The organism is Actinoplanes sp. NPDC023801 (assembly GCF_040639655.1).
Taxonomy (GTDB): domain Bacteria; phylum Actinomycetota; class Actinomycetes; order Mycobacteriales; family Micromonosporaceae; genus Actinoplanes.
In genome coordinates this window covers 35,834-56,982 of record NZ_JBFAAI010000042.1, presented here as the reverse complement: position 1 = coordinate 56,982, position 21,149 = coordinate 35,834, and the positions used below count along the sequence as shown (strand labels likewise).

Sequence of the window (21,149 nt, the reverse complement as noted above, 5' to 3'; positions counted from 1 at the left end):
CATCGATGGCCGATCCGGCCTGGTCGCGGCCCCGCCAGGCGCACTCCGTCGCAAAATGAGGTCCTCACTGATGGCTGACAACGACACGCTTCGCGACTATCTGAAGCTGGTCACCACCGACCTTCAGCGCGCGCGTCAGCGCCTGCGCGAAATCGAGGACGGCGGCCGGGAACCCATCGCCATCATCGGGATGAGTTGCCGTTACCCCGGTGGCGCCGGCTCTCCCGACGAACTCTGGAACCTGGTCGCCGAGGGACGGGACGGCATCGGGCCGTTCCCCGCCGACCGCGGCTGGGACCTGTCCCGGCTCTTCGACGCCGACCCCGACCGCCCCGCCAGCAGCTACGTGCGCGAGGGCGGCTTCATCGACGGCGCCGCGGACTTCGATCCCGCCTTCTTCGGGATCTCCCCGCGTGAGGCCCTCGCCATGGACCCGCAGCAGCGCCTGCTGCTCCAGTCGACGTGGGAGGCGATCGAGCGGGCCGGCATCGACCCGTCGGCGCTGCGCGGCAGCCGGACCGGGGTGTTCGCCGGCACCAACGATCAGAACTACCTCGCCCTGTTCGGCAACGGCGGCTCGGACAGCGAGGGCTATCTGCTCACCGGTGGCGCCACCGCGGTCGTGTCCGGCCGTATCTCCTACGTGCTGGGCCTGGAGGGTCCCGCGCTGACCGTCGACACCGCGTGCTCGTCGTCGCTCGTCGCGTTGCACCTGGCATGTCAGTCGCTGCGGCAGAACGAGTGCTCGATGGCGATCGCCGGTGGTGTCACGGTGATGGCCACCCCCGGCGTCTTCACCGAGTTCAGCCGCCAGCGTGGCCTGGCCGGCGACGGGCGCTGCAAGTCGTTCGCCGAGGCGGCGGACGGCACCGGCTGGTCGGAGGGTGTCGGCGTGCTGCTCGTCGAGCGGCTGTCCGACGCCCGCCGCAACGGCCATCCGGTCCTCGCGGTGATCCGTGGCAGCGCGGTCAACCAGGACGGTGCCTCCAACGGGCTCACCGCCCCGAACGGCCCCGCACAGCAGCGGGTGATCCTCGAGGCGCTGACCAACGCGGGTCTCACCCCGGCCGACGTCGACGCGGTCGAGGGACATGGCACCGGCACGACCCTGGGCGACCCGATCGAGGCGCAGGCCCTGCTCGCCACCTACGGCCAGGACCGCCCCGGGGAGCCCCTCTACCTGGGATCGATCAAGTCGAACATCGGGCATCCGCAGGCCGCCGCCGGCGTCGCCGGTGTGATCAAGACGGTGATGGCGCTGCACCACGGCGTGCTGCCCGGCACCCTGCACTTCGACGAGCCGACCTCACACGTCGACTGGGACGCCGGCCGGGTCAGCGTGCTCGGCGCCAACCGGGACTGGCCGGAGACCGGCCGCCCGCGCCGGGCCGGTGTCTCGTCGTTCGGCGTGAGCGGCACCAACGCGCACATCATCCTGGAGCAGGCCCCGGCCGGCACCGGCGACGGATCACCCGGGGAACAGCCGCCGGCCGGCCGGGCCGTCACGGTGCCGGTCTCGGCGCGTACCCCGGAGGCCCTGCGCCGGCAGGCCGCCCGCCTGCGCGCCGCCGTGGCCGCCGACCCCGCGATCCGGCCCGCCGACGTCGCCCGCACCCTGGCTACCGCCCGGTCCGCCATGGCGCACCGGGCACTGGTCCGGGCCGGCAGCCGTGACGAGCTGCTCGCCGGACTGTCGGCGGTGGAGTCCGGCATCGACCACGAGACGGTGGTCCGCGGCACCGCCCGGGACGGCAAGGTGGCGTTCCTGTTCACCGGGCAGGGCTCGCAGCGTGCCGGCATGGGCCGTGAGCTGCACGCGGCGTACCCGGTCTTCGCCTCGGCCTTCGACGAGGTGTGCGAGCACCTCGACCGGCACCTGGACCGTCCGCTGCGCGACGTCGCCTGGAACGACGCCGAGCTGCTGGACCAGACCGTCTGGACCCAGAGCGCGTTGTTCGCCTTCGAGGTCGCGCTCGCCCGGCAGCTGGAACACTGGGGCGTCGTCCCGGACCGGGTACTCGGCCACTCGGTCGGTGAGATCGCCGCCGCGCACGTGGCCGGGGTGCTCACCCTCGGCGACGCGTGCACGCTGGTCGCCGCCCGCGGCCGGCTCATGCAGGCGCTCCCGGCCGGCGGCGCGATGCTCGCCGTCCGCGCGAGCGAGGCCGACGTCCGCGCCGACCTCACCGGCCTGGCCGGACGGGTCGACGTCGCCGCCGTGAACGGGCCGGCCGCCGTCGTCGTCTCCGGTGACGCCGATGCTGTCGACGCCCTGGACGCCCGGTGGCGCGAGCGCGGCTGGAAGACCAGACGACTGCGGGTGTCGCACGCCTTCCACTCGCCGCGCATGGACGCCATGCTCGACGAGTTCGGTGCCGTCGCCGCGACCCTCACCTACGCCGCCCCGCGCATCCCGGTCGTGTCCGACCTGACCGGTGAACCGGCCGAGCGGATGGACGCCGCCTACTGGGTCCGGCACGTGCGCCACGCCGTCCGCTTCGCCGACGGCCTGGCCTGGCTGCACAGCCGGGAGACCGGTACCTACCTGGAGGTCGGCCCGGACGGGGCACTCACCGCGCTGGTGGCCGAGAACCTGGACGGCGTCGCCGCCGTGGCGGCTCAGCGCAAGGACCGAGCCGAGGACGCGGCCCTGTGGTCGGCGGTCGCCGCGGTCCATGCCAACGGCGTACCGGTCGACTGGAACGCCGCCAACGATCCGGACGGCCGGATCGTGGCGCTGCCCACCTACCCGTTCGAGCGGCAGCGGTACTGGCCGAAGCCGGCGCCCGGGTGGGGCGACGTCGCGGCCGCCGGTCTCGGCATCACCGACCATCCGCTGCTCGGCGCCGGTGTCACGCTCGCCGGCGGCGACGAGGTGCTGTTCACCGGACGACTGTCGGCGGCCAGCCACCCGGCACTCACCGAGCACGTGGTCCTCGACCGGATCGTGGTGCCCGGCACCGCGCTGGTCGAGGCGGCCGTACGCGCCGGCGACCAGGTCGGCTGCGGGATCGTGGCCGAACTCGTGCTGGAGACGCCGCTCGTCGTACCGGCCGATGCCGCCGTGCAGGTCCAGGTGCTGGTGGGTGCGGCCGACCGGGACGGCAGGCGGGACATCACCTTCCACTCGCGGGTGGCGGACGCCGCCACCGGTGGCTGGCCGGAGGAACCGTGGACACGCCACGCGACCGGTGTGCTCGCCCCCACCGCGCCGCTGCCGCCCGCGCCGCCGGCCCCGCAGTGGCCGCCGTCCGGTGCCGAGCCGATCGACGTGCCGGCACTCTACGACAGCCTCGAATCCACCGGCCTGCGTTACGGCCCGGTCTTCCGGGGCATCGACCGCGCCTGGCGGCACGACGGCGAGATCCTGGCCGAGCTGCGCCTGCCGGAGAGCGAGGAGGCCGACGCCCGCCGGTACGGCCTGCACCCGGCCCTGTTCGACGCGGGGCTGCAGGCGCTGGCCGGCCGCCCGGCGGTCGAGGGCGCGTTCGCCGGACTGCCGTTCTCCTTCATCGGCGTCACCCTCCGCGCGGCCGGAGCAGCGTCGCTGCGGGTCCGGCTCACCCCGGACGGTGCGGACGCCGTACGCCTGGACGCCTACGACGACGCCGGCGCGCCGGTGATCACGGTCGATCGGGTGCTCCTGCGACCGATCTCGGCAGCGCGGCTGACCGACCGCGCCACCGGTGCGGCGGCACTGCTGCACCTGTCCTGGTCGGCCTTCGACGGGACCGCCGGCACCGTACCCGCATGGGCACAGGTCGGCGGCGGCGAACCGATCGGTGCGGGCATCCCCGTGGTCGGCGACCCGGCAGACCTGCCCGCCGAGCGGCTCGACGTGGTGCTCGCACCGGTACTCGGCCACGCGCCGACCGCCGAGGGCGTCCGTGCCGCCACCGCCGCCGTTCTCGACCTGCTGCGCCGGTGGCGGGAGTCGTCGCATGCGGACTCCGCACGTCTGGTCGTCGTCACCCGCGGGGCGGTCGCCGCCGAACCCGGCGAGACGGTCACCGACCTGGCCGGTGCGGCCGTCTGGGGCCTGATCCGCTCGGCACAGGCCGAGGACCCGGGCAGCCTCGTGCTGGCCGACCTGTCCCCGGGGCCGCTGGCCGTACCGGACCCGTCGTCCGCCCTCGCCGCGGGCCTGGCCTCCGGTGAACCGCAGCTGGCGATCCGCGCGTCCGGCCCGTACCGGGCCCGGCTGCGCCGCACCGACCCGGCCCACGACCTCGTCCCGCCCGCCGGCACCGCGCCGTGGCGGCTGACGCTCCCCGACAACGGGACCCTGGACCAGCTCGCGCTGGTGCCTGCCGCCGAGGCGGCCGCACCGCTCGCGCCCGGCCAGGTCCGGCTCTCCGTCCGGGCCGCCGGGCTGAACTTCCGCGACGTGCTCGCCGCACTCGGGATGTACCCCGGCCGGGTCGAGCTCGGCGCCGAGGTCGCCGGCGTCGTCATCGAGGTGGCTCCGGACGTCGTCTCGCTGCGCCCCGGTGACCGTGTCTTCGGCCTGTGCCCCGGCTCGTTCGGCCCGGTGGCGGTCGCCGACCACCGGGTTCTCGCGCCGATGCCCGGCGGTTGGACGTTCGCCGAGGCGGCGTCGGTGCCGATCGTCTACGGCACCGCCATGTTCGGACTGCGCGACCTCGGCGGGCTCACCGCCGGGGCATCCGTGCTCATCCACGCCGCGACCGGTGGCGTCGGCCTCGCCGCCGTGCAGATCGCCCGCCACCTGGGCGCCGAGGTTTTCGCCACGGCGAGCCCGGCCAAGTGGGGGGTGCTGCGCGAGCTGGGCCTGCCGGACGACCACATCGCCTCCTCCCGCGACCTCGGCTTCGAGGAGACGTTCCGGGCGGCGACCGCGGGCGCCGGCGTGGACGTCGTCCTGAACAGCCTGGCCGGGGAGTTCACCGACGCCTCGCTGCGGCTGCTGCCGCGCGGTGGCGCGTTCGTCGAGATGGGCAAGAGCGACATCCGGGACGCGGCCGCGATCGCGGCCGCCCATCCCGGAGTCGGCTACCACGCCTTCGACCTCATCGACGCCGGGCCGGAGCGCATCCGGGACATTCTCGGCCGGCTGCTGGAGCTGTTCGGGGAAGGCACCCTGCGGCTGCCTCCGGTGCATGCCTGGGACGTACGCCGTGCGCCGGAGGCCTTCCGCCACGTCAGTCAGGCCCGGCACATCGGCAAGGTCGTGCTCACCGTGCCCCGGCCGCTGGACCCCGACGGCACGGTCCTCGTCACCGGTGGCACCGGACGCCTCGGTGCGCTGGTGGCCCGGCACCTCATCGCCGAGCACGGCGTCCGGCACCTGCTGCTCGCCGCCCGCCGTGGCGCCGAGGGACCCGGTGCGGAGCTCGCCGCCGAACTGACCGCGGCGGTCGCCGGCCGCGGCGGGACCGTCGAGGTGGTGGCCTGCGACGTCAGTGGCCGCTCCGCCCTGGCCGCGTTGCTCGGGACGATCCCGGCCGACCGGCCCCTGACCGGTGTCTTCCACACCGCCGGAGTGCTCGACGACGGTGTCGTCACGGCTCTGACCCCGGACCGGCTCGACACCGTGCTGCGTCCCAAGGCCGACGCCGCGCTGCACCTCGACGAGCTGACCCGAGGGCTCGACCTGGCCGCCTTCGTCGTGTTCTCGGCGCTCGCCGGCACGGTCGGCAGCGCCGGGCAGGGCGGCTACGCGGCCGCCAACACGCTGCTCGACGCGCTGGCGACCCGCCGCCGTGCCGCCGGGTTGCCGGCACAGTCGCTGGCCTGGGGACCCTGGTCCGGCGGCGGCATGGTGGGCCGGATGTCCGACGGTGACCGCGCCCGCCTGGCCGCCTCCGGATTCCCGCCGCTGGCCGAGAACGACGGACTCGCGCTGCTGGACGCCGCTGCCGGGCTGGGCGCTGCCGCGCTGGTCCCGGTCGGCCTCGATCCGGCTTCGCTGTCCGCCCGCGCCGCCGACCTGCCCGCCGTGCTGTCCGACCTGGTGCGGGTTCCGCAGCGCCGGGCGGCGGCCGAGACCGGCCGTACCGCCGGCACGTTCGCCGGGCGGCTGGCCGGTCTGGACCGCGCCGAACGGCACCGGACCCTGCTGGAGCAGGTCCGCGCGGACGCCGCCACGGTGCTCGGCCTGCCCGGCCCGCACGTGGTGGACCCCGACCGGCCGTTCAAGGAGATCGGATTCGACTCGCTCACCGCGATCGAGCTGCGTAACCGGCTGCGCGCCGCGGTGGGGATCCGGCTTCCGGCGACCCTCGTCTTCGATCACCCGAGCCCCGCGGCGGTCACCGCCTTCCTGCTCGCCGAGCTGGGCGGCCCGGAGGAGGCGCCCGCTGCCGTGGCCCGCCCGGAGAGCCGGGCACCCGCCGACGACCCGATCGCGATCGTCGGGATGGGCTGCCGCTTCCCCGGCGGCGCCGGCACCCCGGAGGAGCTGTGGCGCATCGTCGCCGACGCGGTCGACGCGGTGGGCGCGTTCCCCGGCGACCGGGGCTGGAACGTCGAGGACCTCTTCGAGCCGGGTACGTCCTACGCGTTCGAGGGCGGGTTCGTCGACGCGGTGGCCGACTTCGACGCCGGCTTCTTCTCGATCAGCCCGCGTGAGGCGATCACCATGGACCCCCAGCAGCGGCTGCTGCTGGAGACGTCGTGGGAGGCGTTCGAACGGGCCGGCATCGACCCGGAGACCCTGAAGGGCAGCCGTACGGGCGTCTACATCGGCGCCGCCACGACCGGCTACGGCATCGGCGCCCTGGAACTGCCCGAAGGCTCCGAGCCGCACCTGCTGACCGGAACCGCGACCAGCGTCGTCTCCGGCCGGCTCGCGTACTCGTTCGGGCTCGAGGGCCCGGCGGTCACGGTGGACACGGCCTGCTCGTCCTCGCTGGTGGCACTGCATCTCGCGGCCGAGGCGCTGCGGCACGGCGAGTGCGACCTGGCGATCGCCGGCGGCGCCACGGTGATGACCACCCCCGGAATGTTCGTCGACAGCAGCCGTGGCGGCGCACTCGCCCCCGACGGCCGGTGCAAGGCGTTCGCCGACGGGGCCGACGGCACCGGCTGGGGCGAGGGCGCCGGGGTCGTGCTGATCGAGCGGCTCAGCGACGCACGCCGGCACGGCCATCCGGTGCTCGCCCTGGTCGCGGGTTCGGCGGTGAATCACGACGGGGCCAGCAACGGGCTGACCGCACCCAACGGGCCGTCGCAGCAGCGGGTGATCACCGCGGCGCTGCACCACGCCGGGCTCACCACCACCGACGTCGACGTGGTCGAGGCGCACGGCACCGGCACCGCCCTCGGTGACCCGATCGAGGCGCAGGCGCTGCTCGCGACGTACGGCCGGGACCGCCCCGGCGACGCCCCGCTGTGGCTGGGTTCCGTCAAGTCGAACATCGGGCACACCCAGTCCGCGGCCGGCGTAGCCGGGATCATCAAGATGGTGATGGCGCTGCGCCACCAGGTGCTGCCCGCCACCCTGCACGTCGACCGGCCGTCCGATCATGTCGACTGGACCGACGGGACCGTACGACTGCTCACCGAGCCGGTCTCGTGGCCCGCCGGCGAGCGGATCCGCCGGGCGGGTGTGTCCTCGTTCGGCATGAGCGGCACCAACGCCCACGTCATCCTCGAGCAGGCCCCGGCATTCGAGACCGGCACCACCGCCACCTCCGCCGGGACCGGTCCGTGGCTGTTGTCGGCCCGCAGCGCCAAGGCTCTGCGGGCGCAGGCCCGGCGTCTGCGCGACCATCTCGACGCGGACCCCGGATGGCAGCCGGAGGAGGTGGCCTACGCCCTGAGCACCGCCCGGGGCCGCCTGCCGCACCGTGCGCTGCTGCTCGCCGGCACCCGCGACGACTACCCCGGCCTGCTCGACGCGCTCGCCGGGGACACCGGCGCGCCCGGACTGGTCCGGGGCGTCGCCGGAGCCGCCGGCAAGGTCGCCTTCGTCTTCCCCGGCCAGGGCCCGCAGTGGCTCGGCATGGCCGAGGAGCTGCTCGCCACCGCACCGGTGTTCCGGGAGTCCGTGTCGGCCTGCGACGCCGCCCTGCTGCCGTACCTGGGGTGGTCGGTGGAACGGGTGTTGCGCGGCGAGGACCCCGACCGGTCGTTCGACGACGTCGCGGTGATCCAGCCCGCCCTCTTCGCGACCATGGTCTCGCTCGCCGAGCTCTGGCGTCACCAGGGTCTGGAACCGTCCGCCGTGGTGGGTCACTCACAGGGCGAGATCGCCGCCGCCTATCTGGCCGGCGGCCTCACCCTGGACGACGCCGCCCGGGTGATCGCGGTCCGCAGCCGTCTGCTGGCCGAGCGGGCGTCCCAGATCTCCGGCGCGATGGTCGCCGTCTCGCTGCCGCTCGCCGATGTCGAGACCCGTCTGGCCGACTATCCCGGCCTCGACGTGGTCGCCGTCAACGGCCCGCGTGCCGTGTCGGTGGCCGGCGATCCGGAGACCGCCGACCGCTACTTCACCGACCTCTCGGCCGAGGGCGTACGGGTCCGCAAGATCCGGATCCCCGGTGCGGCCCACTCGTGGCACATGGACGTGCTGCGCGACGCGGTCCTGGCCGAGCTGGACGGGGTCAGCCCGCGAGCCGGTTCCGGCCCGGTGTTCTACTCGACGGTCACCGGTGGCCCGCTGGACACCACCGAACTCGACGCGGGGTACTGGTACCGCAACATCCGCCAGACCGTGCGTTTCGCTCCGGCCGTCCAGCAGCTCATCCGCGACGGCCACACCGTCTTCGTCGAGGCGAGCACCCATCCGGTGCTGGTCTCGCCGGTGCAGGACGCCGCCGAGGAGGAGGGCATCGAGGCGGTCGCCGTCGGCTCGCTGCGACGAGGCGAGGGCGGACTCGACCGCTTCCGGTCCTCGGTGGCCGAGGCGTACGCCCGTGGCGCCCGGTTCGACTGGACGGCCCTGCCGTACCGGGCCGACGGTGCCGCACCGCCGGTGCCGCTGCCCACCTACGCCTTCCAGCGCCAGCGGTTCTGGCTCGAGCCGTCGCCCGCGACCGCCGTGCCCGAGGCCGGCCACAGTGCCGCCGAGGCCGGGTTCTGGGACGCGGTGGACCGCTCCGACCTCGCACCGCTGATCGAGGCCTTCGGAGCCGACGACGCGGGCCGGCTCGCCCCGGTGCTGCCCGTACTGGCCTCATGGCGTTCGCGGGAGCAGCGCCGCAGGACCGTCGACTCGTGGCGTTACCGCATCGAGTGGCGCCCGGCCCCGGCCTCCGCCCCGGCCTCGCTGTCCGGTACCTGGCTGCTGGTGACCCCGGAGGACGACACCACCGGTCTCGCCGACCAATACACCCGCCTGCTCACCGGCCACGGCGCCGACGTGGTGGCGGTCGCCGGTGCGGCTGGTCTGAACGCCGCCGCCACGGCGGATCCGCCCGCCGGCATCCTGTCCCTGCTGGCGCTGGACGAGACCGCGCACCCGGACTTCCCCGACGTCGCCCGCGGTACCGTCGGCAACCTCACCCTGATCCAGGAACTCGCCCGCACCGAGGCCGGCGCCCCGCTGTGGCTGGCCACCAGCGGCGCGGTGAGCGTCTCCCCGGCCGATCGGATCACCGGCGCCGTCCAGGCACAGACCTGGGGCCTCGGCCTGGTGGCGGGGCTGGAACTGCCCGGCCGCCTGGGTGGTCTGATCGACCTGCCGCCGGTCGTCGACGCCCGCGCCGAGGGCCGGATCGCGGCGGTGCTGGCCGGGATCGGCGACGAGGACCAGGTGGCCGTACGCGCCTCCGGCGTGCTGGCCCGGCGGATGGTCCGGAGCGCACCCAGCCCGGTCCGCCGGCCGGCACCGAGCCTGAGCGGCACCGTGCTGATCACCGGTGGCACCGGCACGATCGGCGCCTGCCTCGCCCGCAAGCTGGTCGCCGACGGTGCCCGCAGGTTGATCCTGACCAGCCGGCGGGGCCCGGACGCACCGGGCGCGCCGCAGCTGCTGACCGAACTGACCGAGGCGGGTGCCGACGTGCGGATCGTCGCCTGCGACGTCGCTAACCGCGCCGCGCTGAGCGCGCTGCTCGCCACCGTCGACGACACGGCGCCACTGACCGCGGTGTTCCACGCGGCCGGTGTCGCGCAGTCCACCCCGGTGACCGGCATCGACCCGGCCGAGCTGGCCGAGACCGTGCGCGGCAAGGCGACCGGTGCCCGCAACCTCGACGAACTCGCCGGTGACGACCTCGAGGCGTTCGTGGTCTTCTCCTCCGGCGCCAGCGTGTGGGGTGGCACCGGTCAGGCCGCCTACGCCGCCGGCAACGCCTACCTGGACGCCCTCTGCCGTCAGCGGTACGAGCGTGGGCAGGCCGCCCTGGCGGTCGCCTGGGGCGGCTGGGAGGGCAGCGGCATGGCCACCGCCGAGGCGGTCGCCCAACTGAGCCGGCGCGGTCTGCGCCCGATGCCACCGCAACTGGCACTGAACGCCCTCGATCAGGCGATGGGGGAGCCGGACCCGCATCTGACCGTCGCGGACATCGACTGGGAACGGTTCGCACCCAGCTACACGGCGGCCCGCCCCCGGCCGCTGCTCGACGAGATCCCCGAGGCGCGTGCCGGACTCGACGCGGACCGCACGCCCGCGGTCGCCGACGGTGAGGCCAACGAGCTCGTCACCCGGCTGGCCTCCCTGCCGCCCGGTGAGCACAAGCGTCACCTGCAGGAACTCGTCCGCAATCTGGCCGCCGAGGCGCTCGGGCACACCGGGGTGGAGGAGATCGAACCCACCCGCGCGTTCCGTGAACTGGGCTTCGACTCGGTCAGCGCGGTCGACGTCCGCAACCGGCTGCGCACCGCGACCGGGCTGCAGCTGCCGACCACGCTCATCTTCGACTACCCGACCCCGGCGCTGCTCGCCGAGTACCTGCGCTCCGAACTGCTCGGTGAGGCGCCGGCCGAGACGGTCGCGGTGGCCGCGCACGGCGCCGACGAGCCGATCGCGATCGTCGGCATGAGCTGCCGGTACGCCGGTGGCGTGCGCACCCCGGAGGAGCTCTGGGAACTGGTGCTCAACGGCAAGGACGCGGTCGACGGGTTCCCCGACGACCGTGGCTGGGACCTGGACGCGCTCTACGACCCGGACCCGGACGCCATGGGCGCCTCCTACGTACGTGAGGGCGCCTTCATCTACGACGCCGGTGACTTCGACGCCGGATTCTTCAGCATCAGCCCGCGTGAGGCCCTCGCCATGGACCCCCAGCAGCGGATGCTCCTGGAGACTTCCTGGGAGGCGATCGAGCGGGGCGGGATCAATCCGCAGAACCTGGCCGGGAGCCGCTGCGGCGTCTTCGTCGGCACCTCCTTCCAGGGCTACGGCATGGGCGCCCACCTCGGCCTGAGTGCCACCGAGGGCTTCTTCCTGGCCGGCACCGGCACCGCCGCGGTGTCCGGGCGGGTCGCCTACGCGCTCGGGCTGGAGGGCCCGGCCGTCACCGTGGACACCGCGTGCTCGTCCTCGCTCGTGGCACTGCACCTCGGCGCGCAGGCGCTGCGTCAGGGCGACTGCGATCTGGCGCTGACCGGTGGCGTGGCGATCCTGCCCACCCCGACCTCGTTCACCGAGTTCAGCCGGCAGCGGGGACTCGCCCCGGACGGCCGGTGCAAGGCGTTCGCGGCGGCCGCGGACGGCACCGCCTGGGGCGAGGGTGCGGGCGTCGTGCTGCTGGAGCGGCTCTCCGACGCGGTGCGCAACGGGCATCCGGTGCTCGCGGTGCTGTCCGCCACGGCGACCAACCAGGACGGCGCCTCCAACGGGCTCACCGCCCCGAACGGTCCGTCCCAGCAGCGGGTGATCGCGCAGGCACTGGCGAACGCCGGTCTGGAGCCGGCCGACGTCGACATGGTCGAGGCGCACGGCACCGGCACGACGCTCGGTGACCCGATCGAGGCACAGGCGATCATCGCGACGTATGGCCGGAACCGACCCCACGACCGGCCGCTGTGGCTGGGATCGGTCAAGTCGAACATCGGGCACACCCAGTCCGCCGCCGGCGTCGCCGGGGTGATCAAGGCGGTGATGGCCGTCCGGCACGGCGTGCTGCCGCCGACCCTGCACGTCGACGAGCCCACGCCGCACGTCGACTGGGCGGCCGGATCGGTGCGGCTGCTGACCGAGGGCCGGCAGTGGCCGGACGGCGGCCCGCGCCGGGCCGGTGTCTCCTCGTTCGGCGGCACCGGCACGAACGCGCACGCCATCGTCGCGCAGGCGCCGGAGACCGGCGTCCCGGAGGCACAGCCGGCGGATGCGGCGGCGCCGCTCGCCTGGCTGGTCTCCGGCCGCACCGAGGACGCGCTGCACGAGCAGGCGCAACGGCTGCGCCGGCACCTCGACACGATCCCCGCCACCGGCGCGGGCCCGATCGGGTACTCGCTGGCGACGACACGGGCCGCGTTCGAGCACCGGGCGGTACTGCTCGGCGCCGACCGGGACACCCTGACCGGGCGGCTCGACGACCTGATCGCGGCCCGCCCTTCGGCCGACGTCGTGACCGGTGCGGTGACGACCGGCGGGACCGTGTTCGTCTATCCGGGTCAGGGCAGCCAGTGGATCGGCATGGCCGCCAGACTGCTCGACACGTCGCCGGTCTTCGCCGACGCCATCGACGAGTGCTCGCTGGCTCTGGCGCCCTACATCGACTGGACCCCGCAGGACGTGCTGCGCGACCTTCCGGGCAGCGCCTCGCTCGAGCGCGTCGACGTCGTACAACCGGTGCTGTTCGCGGTGATGGTGGCGCTCACCAGGCTGTGGGAGTCGTGGGGAGTGGTGCCCGACGCCGTCGTGGGCCACTCACAGGGCGAGATCGCGGCGGCGTACATCGCCGGCGGTATCAGCCTGGAGGACGCCGCCCGGATCGTCGCGGTCCGCAGCCGGCTGGTCGCCGCGATCGCCGGCACCGGCGGCATGCTCTCGGCCGGGCTGCCCGCCGGCCTGGCCGGCGAGCGCCTGACCGGGTACCCCGAGCTGTCGATCGCCGCGATCAACGGGCCGGACAGCACGGTCGTGGCCGGACCGGCCGACAGCCTGGACGCGTTCGTCGCCGCCTGCGAGGCCGACGGGATCCGCGTCAAGCGCATCGCTGTCGACTACGCCTCGCACAGCCCCCAGATGGAACTGCTGCGCGACGACCTGCTGACCGCGCTCGCCCCGGTCCGCCCCGGCCCCGGCCGCATCCCGATGTGGTCGACCGTCGACGACGCCTGGGCCGACACCTCCGCGATGGACGCCGGCTACTGGTGGCGCAACCTGCGCCGGCCGGTGCTCTTCGAATCCGGTGTGCGCGCCCTGGCCGCCGACGACTACCGGTTCTTCGTCGAGATCAGCGCCCACCCGGTGCTGGCCGTGGCGGTCCGTGGAACCCTGGACGACGCCGAGCCCGGCGTCCGTGCCGCGGTCGTCGGGACCCTGCGCCGCGACGAGGGCGATCTGGCGCGGGTGCTGCGCTCGGCTGCCGAACTGCACGCCCAGGGCGGAACCGTCGACTGGCCGGCCGTGCTGGCCGCACACGCCGCACCGGCGGTACCGCTGCCGACCTACGCCTTCCAGCGCAACCGCTACTGGCTCACCCCGGACCGCACCGCGGCGCCCGGCGACCTGAGCGGTGCCGGCCTGACCGACGCCGGCCATCCGCTGCTCGGCGCGGCCGTCGCGCTGGCCGACGGTGACGGGCTGGTCCTCACCGGGCGGCTCAGCGCCGCCGACCAGCGCTGGCTGCCGGACCACGCCGTGCTCGGCACGGTGCTGCTGCCCGGTACGGCCTTCGTCGAACTGGCACTGCACGCCGGCATGCAGGTCGGCACCCCGGCGCTCGACGAGCTGACCCTGGAGGCGCCGCTGGTGCTGCAGGACCGGCAGGCGATCCGGCTCCAGGTGGTCGTCCGCGCCCCGGACGGCAACGGGCGCCGTACTGTCGCCGTCTACGCCCAGCCCGACCGGGACGCCGCCGACAGTGGCAAGTGGACCAGGTACGCCAGCGCGACCCTCGCGCCCGCCGCGCCGGAACCCGACTTCGACCTGCGGCAGTGGCCGCCCGCCGAGGCGGAGGCGGTCGACATCGACGGCTTCTACGAGGAGCTCACCGAACGCGGCTACGGTTACGGGCCCGCGTTCCAGGGTCTGCAGGCGATGTGGCATCGCGACGGCGAGGTCTTCGCCGAGGTCGCGTTGCCCGCCGCCGACGACGACGATCCGGCGGCCTACGGGATGCATCCCGCGCTGCTGGACGCGGCGCTGCACGGGATCGGCCAGCTGCGGGCCCTGCACCCGGCCGGCGACGGTGCGCCGCGCGGTGCCGAGCTGCCGTTCTCCTGGAGCGGTGTGCACCTGTACGCCACCGGCGCCGACACGCTGCGGGTCCGGCTGACCCTCTCCGGCGCCGGGGACATCGGGGTACGCGTCGCCGACGCCGACGGTGCACCGGTCGTCGCGGTCGACGCACTGGTGGCCCGCCCGCTGCCGGCCTCCTTCGGCGTCGCCGGCCCGGCCCGCCCGGTCACGTTGTACCGGGTGGAGTGGGCGGACATCACCGTCACCGGGCAGGAGCCCGGGCACTGGCTGATCGTCGGGGACGCCCCGCTGGCCGAGCAGGTGATCGCGGCCGGTGGCCGGGTCAGCACCTGCGCCGCCTTCGAGGACGTCACGGAACACTTCGGCGACGGCGACGACCCGTCCGTGGTGGTGATCGCGCTGCCGGTGACACCGGCTGGCGGGGACACCGTCGACGAGGCGGCCGCCTGCGTCAACGAGGCCCTCGTGCTCGCCCAGGGCTGGATCGGCGACGACCGCCTGGAACCGGCACGGCTCGTCGTGGTGACCCGCGGCGCCGTCGCGGGCGCCGACGGCACCGCACCCGCGCTGGCACCGGCCTCCGCCTGGGGACTGTTGCGTTCCGCGCAGTCGGAGCACCCGAACCGGTTCGTCCTGCTCGACATCGGCGACGACGCCGACCTCGGCATGGTGCCCGCGGCGGCCTGCTCGGGCGAACCGCAGCTCGCCGCCGGCGCCGGCCGGATCCGGGCGGCACGCCTGGTGCGTGCCACGCCCGTCGAGAGCGACGCCGCCCCGGCGTTCGGCCCGGACGGCACCGTTCTGGTCACCGGCGGCACCGGCACGCTCGGCAGCGCGCTGGTGCGGCACCTGGCCGGCACGTACGGCGTCCGGAACTTCCTGGTGACCAGCCGCAGCGGTGCGGAGGCGCCGGGAGCCGCGGACCTCGTCGCCGACGTCGCCGGGCTCGGCGCCGAGGTGACGGTGGTGGCCTGTGACGCCGCGGACCGGGACCGCCTGGCCGCGGTGCTCGCCGGCATACCGGAGGACCGGCCGCTCACCGGTGTCGTGCATGCCGTCGGCGTGCTCGACGACGGAGTGATCTCGGCGCTCGACCGTGGCCGGATCGACCACGTGATGAGCGGCAAGGCGCGTGGAGCCGTCAACCTGCACGAGCTGACCCGTCATCTCGACCTGTCCGCGTTCGTGCTGTTCTCCTCTGCCGCCGGCACGTTCGGTGGTGCCGGGCAGGGCAACTACGCGGCGGCCAACGCGTTCCTGGACGCGCTGGCGCAGCAGCGCCACGCCGACGGGCTGGCGGCCAAGTCGTTGCCGTGGGGCCCGTGGGCGCAGCCGACCGGGATGACCGGCGCGCTGACCGAACTCGACGTGCGGCGGGTCGAGCGGACCGGCCTGCGCCCGATGGAGACCTCCTACGGGATGACGCTGTTCGACGCGGCGCTGCACGGACCCGCGCCGGTGCTGGTGCCGCTGCTGTTCGCGAAGGGGGCCCTGAGCGCCTCGAACGGCCCGCTGCTGCACCTGCTCCGCTCGCTGATGCGCACCCCGGTGCGGTCGGCCACCGGTCGCTCGGCCGAGGCCGACGGCCCGCCGCTGCGCGAGCGGCTGCTCGGCCTGCCGGACGAGGAGCGGCACGGGCTGGTGCTCGACTTCGTGCGTACGCATGTCGCGGTCGTGCTCGGCTACCCGTCCAGCGGGGAGGTCCGCAGCGAACGGGGCTTCCTCGACCTCGGTATGGACTCGTTGACCGGGATCGAGCTGCGGAACCGGATCGCCGGCGTCACCGGTCTGCGACTGCCGGCCACTCTCGTCTTCGACCACCCGACCCCGGTGGCGCTGGCTCAGCACCTGCGGATGGCGCTGGTGCCGCCGGCCAAGCCGGCGGCCGAGGTCGCCCTGGAGGAACTGGACCGGCTGGAAGCCGTGCTGGACGCCGTCGACGCGGGCGACGACGGCCGGGAACGAGTCAAGCGGAAGTTGCGTTCGCTGGTCGCCCGCTGGAACGGCGGCACCGGGGACGCGGACGGCGAACAGGACCTCGAGTCGGCGACGGCGGAGGAGCTCTTCGAGTTCCTCGACCGCGCGGTGTGAGCGACGGGAACGGGAGACGCCATGACTGACGAGAACAAACTCCTTGACTATTTGAAACGTGCGACGGTCGACCTGCGGGACACGCGGGAACAGCTGAAAGCCGCCGAGGAGCGGGCCCGCGAGCCGATCGCGATCGTGGCGATGGGTTGCCGGTACCCGGGCGAGGTGTCCAGCGCACAGGACCTGTGGCAGCTGGTGACGGTCGAGGGCGACGCGATCGGCGCGCTGCCGTCCGACCGTGGCTGGGATCTCGAGGCGCTCAACGCTCCCGGTGGCGGGCCGCGGGAGGGCGGGTTCCTCCGCGGGGCCGGCGACTTCGACGCCCAGCTGTTCGGCGTCTCACCGCGTGAGGCACTGGTCATGGACCCGCAGCAGCGCCTGATGCTGCAGATCTCCTGGGAGGCGCTGGAACACGCGGGTATCGATCACACGCTGCTGCGCGGATCCCGTACCGGGGTCTTCGTCGGGGCGATGTATCACGACTACGGCGGCCTGGCCGTCGCGGCGGGCGGCAACGCCGAGAGTTTCATGGCGACCGGTAACGCCGGCAGCGCCATCTCCGGCCGGGTGTCCTACACCTTCGGGTTCGAGGGACCGGCCGTCACGGTGGACACCGCCTGCTCGTCCTCGCTTGTCGCGGTTCATCTCGCCGCACAGGCGCTGCGCCAGGGTGAGTGCACGCTCGCGCTGGCGGGGGGCGTCACGGTGATGGCCACCCCGGCCGTGCTCGCCGGGTTCACCGTCGAGAGCGGTCTGGCCGCCGACGCGCGCTGCAAGTCGTTCGCCGCCGCGGCCGACGGCACCTCATGGTCCGAGGGCGCCGGTGTCCTGGTGCTGGAGCGGCTGAGCGACGCCCAGCGCAACGGGCACCGGATCCTCGCGGTGCTGCGCGGCAGCGCGGTGAACCAGGACGGCGCCTCCAGCGGGCTCACCGCCCCGAACGGGCCGTCTCAGCAGCGCGTCATCGCGCAGGCGCTGGCCGGTGCCGATCTCCAGCCCGCTGACGTGGACGCGGTCGAGGCACACGGCACCGGAACGACCCTCGGCGACCCGATCGAGGCGCAGGCGCTGCTGGCCACGTACGGCCAGAACCGCCGCCCGGACCGTCCCCTGTGGCTGGGATCGGTCAAGTCGAATCTCGGCCACACCCAGGCCGCGGCGGGTGTCGCCGGAATCATCAAGATGGTGATGGCGCTGCGTCACGGGCTGCTGCCGCGCACCCTGCACGTGGACGCCCCGTCACCGCACGTCGACTGGAGCGCCGGGGACGTACGCCTGCTGACCGAGCCGGTGCCCTGGTCGCGTAACGGCCACGCCCGCCGGGCCGGGATCTCCTCGTTCGGCGTCAGCGGCACCAACGCCCACGTCATCGTGGAGGAGGCGCCGGCCGCGCCACCTCGGACACCGTCGCGGACGCCGGTGGCGGTCCCGCTGCTGCTGTCCGCCGGATCGGCGACCGCCGTCGGTGAGCAGGCCCATCGTCTGCGGGCACGACTGGCGGCGGACCCCGGACTGGGGTTGCTCGACGTCGGATATTCACTGGCGACCGGGCGGACCATGCTGGACGAGCGGGCCGTCGTGCTGGCCACCGAACCCGCCCAGGCGGCCGCCGCGCTGGCCGCCGCCGCCCGCGGTACCGCCGACCCGGCCGTGATCAGCGGCTCCGTCCGCGGCGGCGGTCTGGCCGTGCTGTTCACCGGCCAGGGGGCACAGCGCCCCGGGATGGGCGCGGAGTTGCGTGCCGAGTTCCCGGTCTTCGCGGCCGCGTTCGACGAGATCGCCGGCCGTTTCGACACGGTGCTGGAACGCCCGTTGCGGACCGTGATCGACGAGGACGGCGACACCCTGCAGCAGACGGCGTACACCCAGGCCGGGCTGTTCGCCGTCGAGGTGGCGCTGTACCGGCTCGTGGAGAGCTGGGGCGTGACACCGGACGCGCTGCTCGGCCACTCCATCGGGGAGCTGGCCGCCGCGCACGTGGCCGGTGTGCTGTCGCTCGACGACGCCTGTGTTCTGGTGGCCGCGCGGGGACGGCTGATGCAGCGGCTTCCCGCCGGTGGTGCCATGCTCGCCGTCGACGCCACCGAGGACGAGGCCGCCGCTGAACTGCGGCATTTCGCCGGCCGTCTCGATCTGGCCGCGATCAACGGGCCGACCCAGGTGGTGGTGTCCGGCGACGAGGACGCCGTCCTCGAGATCGCCGCGCGCTGGACGGCCCAGGGCCGGCGCAACAACCCGCTGCGCGTCTCGCACGCGTTCCACTCGGGCCGGATGGATCCGATGCTCGAGGAGTTCCGCGCGGTGGCGGCGAGCCTGACCTATGCCACGCCGCGGATCCCGATCGTGTCGAACGTGACCGGCGAGGTCGTCGAGCGGATGGACGCCGAGCACTGGGTCCGGCACGCCCGCCGGGCCGTCCGGTACGCCGACGGCGTGGCCTGCCTGGAAGCGATGGGTGTCTCCCGTTTCCTCGAACTCGGCCCGCACCCGGTGCTCACCGCGCTGACCGGCAACTCGCTTGCCGGCCGTGCCGACCGGCCGCCGGTGATCGTGCCGGCGCTGCGGCAGGGCCAGTCCGAGATCGCGACGCTGCTCACCGCCGTCGCCGAACTGCACGTGGCCGGTCAGCACATCGACTGGGCCGCGATGTACCGGGTGTGGGGCGGCAACACCGTGGACCTGCCCACCTATCCGTTCGCGCGGGACCGGTACTGGCCGGTCGCCGCACCGCCGGCATCGGTGGAGACGGCCGGCGGCAACGCGTTCTGGGCGGCGGTCGACGACGACGTCAGCCGCTTCACCGAGATGCTCGGTGTCACTCCGGACACCAGCGTGACCGATCTGCTTCCCGCGCTGGCCGCCTGGCGCGGGCGTGCGGCTGAGGAAGCGGCCACCGACTCCTGGCGGTACCGCATCGAATGGCGGCCGGTGCACCCGGCGCCCGCACGCCTCTCCGGTACCTGGCTGATCGTGACGCCGGGCGGCGACGACGAGACCGTGGCCGACGTCGCCAAGGCGCTGAAGGCTGACGGGGTGGAGCCACGGGTCGTCATGGTGGGCGGCGATCGGCTGACGGCGGCGGAGGGCCTTCATCCGTACGGTTCCGAGGAGGTGGCCGGCATCGCCTGCCTGCCGGCGTCCGTCGGCGCCGGCTTCCTGCTCGCCGTCGTGCAGGCCCTGCACGACCTGGACTGGAACATCCCGCTGTGGTGCCTGACGCGGGACGCGGTGACCGGCGACGATCCGGCCGGCGACCTCGTGTGGGGTCTGGGCCGGGTCGCGGCCCTGGAGTTCCCGCAGCTGTGGGGTGGTCTGGTCGACCTTCCGCCGGTACTCGACGTGCTCGCCGGCCGCCACCTGGTGGCGGCGCTCGCCGACGGCCGGCAGGATCAGGTCACGGTCCGCTCGTCCGGGGTGAACGCGCGCCGCCTGGTCCGGGCACCCGCCCGCCCGCACACCGGCAACGGATGGCGCCCGGCCGGAACGGTGCTGCTCACCGGCGGTACCGGCGCGCTCGGTGCGCACGTCGCTCGCGCGCTGGCCGAGCAGGGAACCCCGCACCTGCTGCTCACCGGCCGCCGGGGCGTGGACGCCCCGGGGGTGCCGGAGCTGGTCCGTGAGCTGGAGGGCCGGGGCGCGCGGGTGACCGTGGCGGCCTGTGACGTCACCGACCGGGACGCCGTGGCGGCCCTGCTCGCGACGATCCCGGAGGACCGGCCGTTGTCGGCGGTCGTGCACGCGGCCGGCAGCGGTACCGTGCGCCCGATCGTGGACCTCACCCCGGACGATCTGGCCGAGGCGATGCGCGCGAAGGTGGCCGGCGCCGAGATCCTCGACGACCTGCTCGACGGCACGCCCCTGGACGCTTTCGTGGTGTTCGGGTCGATCGCCGGCGTGTGGGGTGCGGGCGGGCAGGGCGCGTACTCCGCCGCCAACGCCTACCTCGACGGGCTGGTCCGCAGGCGTCGCGCCCGGGGACTGCCCGGCACCTCGGTGAGCTGGGGCCCGTGGGCCGGGGCCGGCATGGCCGCCGGTGCGGGCGCCGACGAGTACCTGCAGCGGCGGGGCCTGCCGCCGATGGACCCGGGTCTCGCGGTGGCGGCGCTGATCGGCGCGGTCGGTTCCGACGAGGGGTGTGTCGTCGTCGCCGACGTCGAATGGTCCCGGTTCGCGCCGGCGTTCACCGCCCTGCGGCGGCAGCCGCTGCTGGCCGAGCTGCCCGAGGCGGCCGCCGGCGGGGGAGAGGCCGAACCGCGGCGCGACGGCCGGGACAGCGAACGGGACCGGCTCACCGCGCTGCCGGTCGCCGACCGGCCGGCGGCGGTCCTCGAACTGGTGCAGCGGCATGCCGCAGCCGTCCTGGGCTATTCGCAGCCGGCCACGCTACGCGTCGACCGGGCGCTGCGGGACCTGGGCATGGATTCGGTGACCGCGGTGGAGCTGCGTGACCGGCTCGGCCGTGCGGTGGAGGAACGGCTCGCCGCCACCGTGGCGTTCGACCATCCCAGCGTCCGTTCCCTCGCGAGCCACCTGGAGACGCTGCTCTTCGGCGGTCTCGCGGAGGAGGACGACGACACCCGCATCCGGCAGGTGCTGCAGCTCATCCCGCTGTCGCGGCTGCGCGGTGCCGGGCTGCTGGACACGCTGCTGAGCCTGGCCGAGGAGGCGCCCGGAATCGACCGGCCCGCCGTGACGCCCGACGAGATCGACGACCTGGACGGTGAGGACCTGCTGCGGCTGGCCCTCGGCGGACAGAACCACTGACGACCGACCGCCGCGC

Annotated in this window: 2 protein-coding genes; both read left to right on the top strand. The window is 74.5% G+C overall.

The window, feature by feature from the left end; genetic code table 11:
* Positions 1–70: 70 nt before the first annotated feature.
* Positions 71–16,369 carry a type I polyketide synthase gene (locus AB0G04_RS41175; RefSeq protein ID WP_360995180.1) on the top strand — a complete coding sequence of 5,433 codons (16,299 nt, stop codon included), beginning with the start codon at positions 71–73 and terminating at the stop codon, positions 16,367–16,369.
* Positions 16,370–16,390: 21 nt separating this feature from the next.
* A complete protein-coding gene (locus AB0G04_RS41170) occupies positions 16,391–21,133 on the top strand; it encodes a type I polyketide synthase (RefSeq protein ID WP_360995178.1) in 4,743 nt (1,580 codons plus the stop codon).
* The last annotated feature ends 16 nt before the right edge of the window (positions 21,134–21,149 follow it).

What these genes read in the sequence shown, in the direction of transcription:
- AB0G04_RS41170 (WP_360995178.1), top strand. Translation starts at nt 16,391, where the DNA reads ATGACTGACGAGAACAAACTCCTTGACTATTTGAAACGTGCGACGGTC.
- AB0G04_RS41175 (WP_360995180.1), top strand. Translation starts at nt 71, where the DNA reads ATGGCTGACAACGACACGCTTCGCGACTATCTGAAGCTGGTCACCACC.